At 36.1% G+C, this 3384-nt stretch carries 4 protein-coding genes and 1 pseudogene; all 5 read left to right on the top strand.

Annotated features, from left to right (window positions below; all coding sequences use genetic code 11):
• Nucleotides 1-375: 375 nt before the first annotated feature.
• The 5 genes and pseudogenes from I5M32_RS16440 (at nt 376) to metG (ending at nt 3288) form a co-directional block, all read left to right on the top strand.
• Nucleotides 376-516 carry a hypothetical protein gene (locus I5M32_RS16440; protein WP_200588246.1) on the top strand — a complete coding sequence of 47 codons (141 nt, stop codon included), beginning with the start codon at nt 376-378 and terminating at the stop codon, nt 514-516.
• A gap of 11 nt (nt 517-527) precedes the next feature.
• A complete protein-coding gene (locus tag I5M32_RS16435; protein ID WP_200588245.1) occupies nt 528-761 on the top strand; it encodes a hypothetical protein in 234 nt (77 codons plus the stop codon).
• A complete protein-coding gene (gene yidD / locus I5M32_RS17050; protein WP_200588244.1) occupies nt 758-1036 on the top strand; it encodes a membrane protein insertion efficiency factor YidD in 279 nt (92 codons plus the stop codon). The genes I5M32_RS16435 and yidD overlap by 4 nt, the downstream gene beginning before the upstream one ends.
• Nucleotides 1037-1051: 15 nt before the next feature.
• A pseudogene (locus I5M32_RS17045) lies at nt 1052-1120 on the top strand (LPXTG cell wall anchor domain-containing protein); the annotation flags it as partial.
• 104 nt (nt 1121-1224) lie between these two features.
• Nucleotides 1225-3288: a methionine--tRNA ligase gene (gene metG / locus I5M32_RS16420; protein ID WP_200588243.1), complete on the top strand. Its 2064-nt coding sequence runs from the start codon at nt 1225-1227 to the stop codon at nt 3286-3288.
• Nucleotides 3289-3384: the final 96 nt, after the last annotated feature.

Genomic DNA, 3384 nt, shown 5'->3' with positions numbered 1-3384 from the left:
ATTTAGTTGTAGTAAACCAAATTTCTCATTTTTGATGCTTACTTTTTTATTCTTTAACTAGCAACTTGAATTAATTAGTTTATTGGCCCAAGGGATACCACAAAAAAACATCCCCTATGTTTTAGAGGCAAAACAAATAAAACCATCTGGTCTAAGCAGTATAGAAAAGCGGCTCAATTTGATAAGGGAGACTTTAGGTTTCACTAAAAACGAACAGCTAATTGCTTTTTGCAAAGATATTGGCATCATATAAAAAAATCCCGTTTTACGGTTTCCCGTAAAAATCTCACCCACTAAACCATTAATTTTACCCATCAAATAGTTCTTATTTATTCAGGGCTTCATGGTGTGTAACCTGAATTTTTCAAAAACCCTATGATTAACATTCACAAGCCCGGCCCTATTCCCATTGGGCTGGTAACTTGTGAAAGTTTTTGTGATGTTTTTGTGATGCTTTTTGGAGAATATACTTTATGGAAAGTACATGAGACTATACAATTTATGTTAGAAATTTAAATCAATAAAATATGGAATATAAAGTAATACCATTTATAGCGTCAATAGACCCTAAGACGGGTACTTCTGCTCATGTAGCGGTACAATTAGAAAATTTAATTAATATAACAGCCTCGGAAGGGTGGAAATATATTAGACTAGAGAGCGTGACAACCTTTGTCAACCCTGATAATGGATGTTTTGGTTTAGGGGCAAAAGCCGGTTATAATACCTCTCGCCAAATGTTGGTTTTTGTTAAGGAATGAAAATTATTCTCCTATTATTAATCAGATTATACTGGTTGATTGTTCCAGTTCAAAAAAGGAAGAGATGCATTTTTCGTTATTCATGTTCAAAATATGTATTTGAAATCACTAAAGTTATGGGGTTTAAAAAAGGTATTAACGCGTTATTTTTTAGAATGAATAATTGCAACCATAAATTTGATTTAGTTAAAAATAATACCACTAATAAATATGAAATGATTTTAAAAGACGGAACTATAATTAATGAAAATAGAATCGCTGAATATTTAATTTGAGGAGTTAACACACTTTATTTTGGTGCGGGAGGTTTATTAAGTAGCTTGCTTTTCTATTCTTTTTTAAAAAGAAGGAAGAAATAAACCCTGCAAGCCTCCTTATCCTTTTAAATTCCTTTCCCCAATATAACCAGAATACATTTCTATCAATTATCTTTGCCAATCAATAAATCAAATACAAATCGGTTTTGACAGACAAAGATTTCAAAAGATATACCATTACCTCGGCTTTGCCATATGCAAACGGCCCCTTACATATTGGGCATTTAGCCGGTGCTTATTTACCTGCCGATATTTTTGTAAGGCATTTACGCTTAAAAAATAAAGATGTGGTTTATGTTTGCGGTTCTGATGAACATGGCGCCGCAATCACTATCAAAGCAAAAAAAGAAGGCACTACCCCGCAAGCTATTATTGATCAATACCACAATCAGATCAAAAAAAGCTTTGAAGATTTTGGCATTGCTTTCGATATTTATCATCGTACTTCATCAGCTATCCATCATGATCTTTCCCAAGAGTTTTTCTTAAATCTTTATGAAAAAGGAGAGTTTATAGAAAAGTTTTCTGACCAATATTTTGACGAGGAATACCAACAATTCTTAGCGGACAGGTATATTATTGGTACTTGCCCAAATTGCGGAAATGACAATGCTTATGGCGATCAATGCGAAAAATGTGGCACTTCTTTAAGCCCAACAGATTTAATTAATCCTCGTTCTACTTTAAGCGGCAACGCCCCAATTTTAAAACCTACAAAACATTGGTATTTGCCTTTGGATAAATATCAGCCTTGGCTAGAAAAATGGCTTTTAGAAGGTAAAAAAGACGTTTGGAAAACCAACGTTTACGGCCAGTGCAGCTCTTGGCTAAAACAAGGTCTGCAGCCGCGATCCATGACTAGAGATTTAGATTGGGGTATTGATGTACCATTAAAAGAAGCAGAAGGCAAGAAACTTTACGTTTGGATGGATGCACCTATCGGTTATATCTCTGCTACTAAACAATGGGCAACAGACCATGATAAAGACTGGCAATTATATTGGAAAAAACAACCCAACGAAGTAGATAATGCTTGTCTGATCCATTTTATTGGCAAAGATAATATCGTTTTCCATTGCATTACCTTTCCATCTATTTTACATGCCCATGGCGATTATATCTTGCCAACACAAGTGCCTGCAAACGAGTTTTTGAATTTAGAGGGCGATAAACTTTCAACCTCAAGGAACCATGCCGTTTGGTTGCATGAATATTTAGAGGATTTCCCAAACAAACAAGACGAATTACGCTATGTCTTAACATCCATAATGCCAGAGACCAGTGATAGCGAATTTACTTGGAAAGATTACCAAGCAAGGGTAAACAACGAGTTGGTGGCCATTTTAGGTAATTTTGTAAACCGAGTGATGATTTTGATGCACAAATATTTTGAGGGAAAAGTATTTGGTGGCGAAAAACTGACCAATCAAGCTTTGTATGATTTAATTGGAAAAGCTTATGATGATGTTGATGGTTATTTAACCGAGTTCAAATTTAGGAATGCCATAGCTGCCCTGATGGATGTTGCCCGTTTAGGCAATAAATACCTAACAGAAAACGAGCCTTGGAAAACCTTTAAGGAAAACCCCGGTGAGGCAAAAGACGTTTTACAAAACTGCTTACACATTATTGCCCATTTAGCTACTTTATCTCAAGCTTTTTTACCGCATACTTCAAAAAAATTATTCGCTATGTTAAACGTGGAGAATAATACCTTAAGCTATGATCAAGAAATAGCTTTCGCCGATGGGCATCAGTTAAACCCAGCAAGTTTATTGTTCGAAAAAGTGGAGGATGAAGCCGTGGAAGCTCAAATCAAAAAATTGGATGATAGAAAAGAGTGGATAGCGATGGAAGATACCGCGGCGATCATACCCTCAAAAGCCGATATTACTTTTGATGATTTTTCTGCTATGGATATTAGAACGGGAAAAATCTTAGCGGCAGAAAAAGTGGCCAAAACCAAAAAACTGCTAAGATTAACAGTAGATACCGGCATAGACCAAAGGACGGTAGTATCTGGCATTGCCGAGTTTTTTGAACCAGAAAACATTGTAGGCCAGCAAGTAAGCATATTGATCAACCTTGCACCAAGGGAAATTAAAGGAATAATTTCACAAGGAATGATTTTAATGGCAGAAAATTCGGATGGAAAACTTACTTTTGTGGCTCCAAAAGAAGAATTTGGTGTTGGGAGCGTAGTGAGATAACTTCTTTTGAAAAATATTGGTTTCGTAGTTCAACGCCCGCCCGGCTGAACGCCGTTCGGACGGGGATAGAATACCTGCCCGGCTCAAAAGACGGGG

It is taken from the genome of Pedobacter segetis, from assembly GCF_016623585.1.
GTDB classification, from domain to species: Bacteria; Bacteroidota; Bacteroidia; order Sphingobacteriales; family Sphingobacteriaceae; genus Pseudopedobacter; species Pseudopedobacter segetis.
The sequence above is the reverse complement of the archived record's forward strand: the minus strand, read 5'-3'. Positions and strand labels throughout refer to the sequence as shown.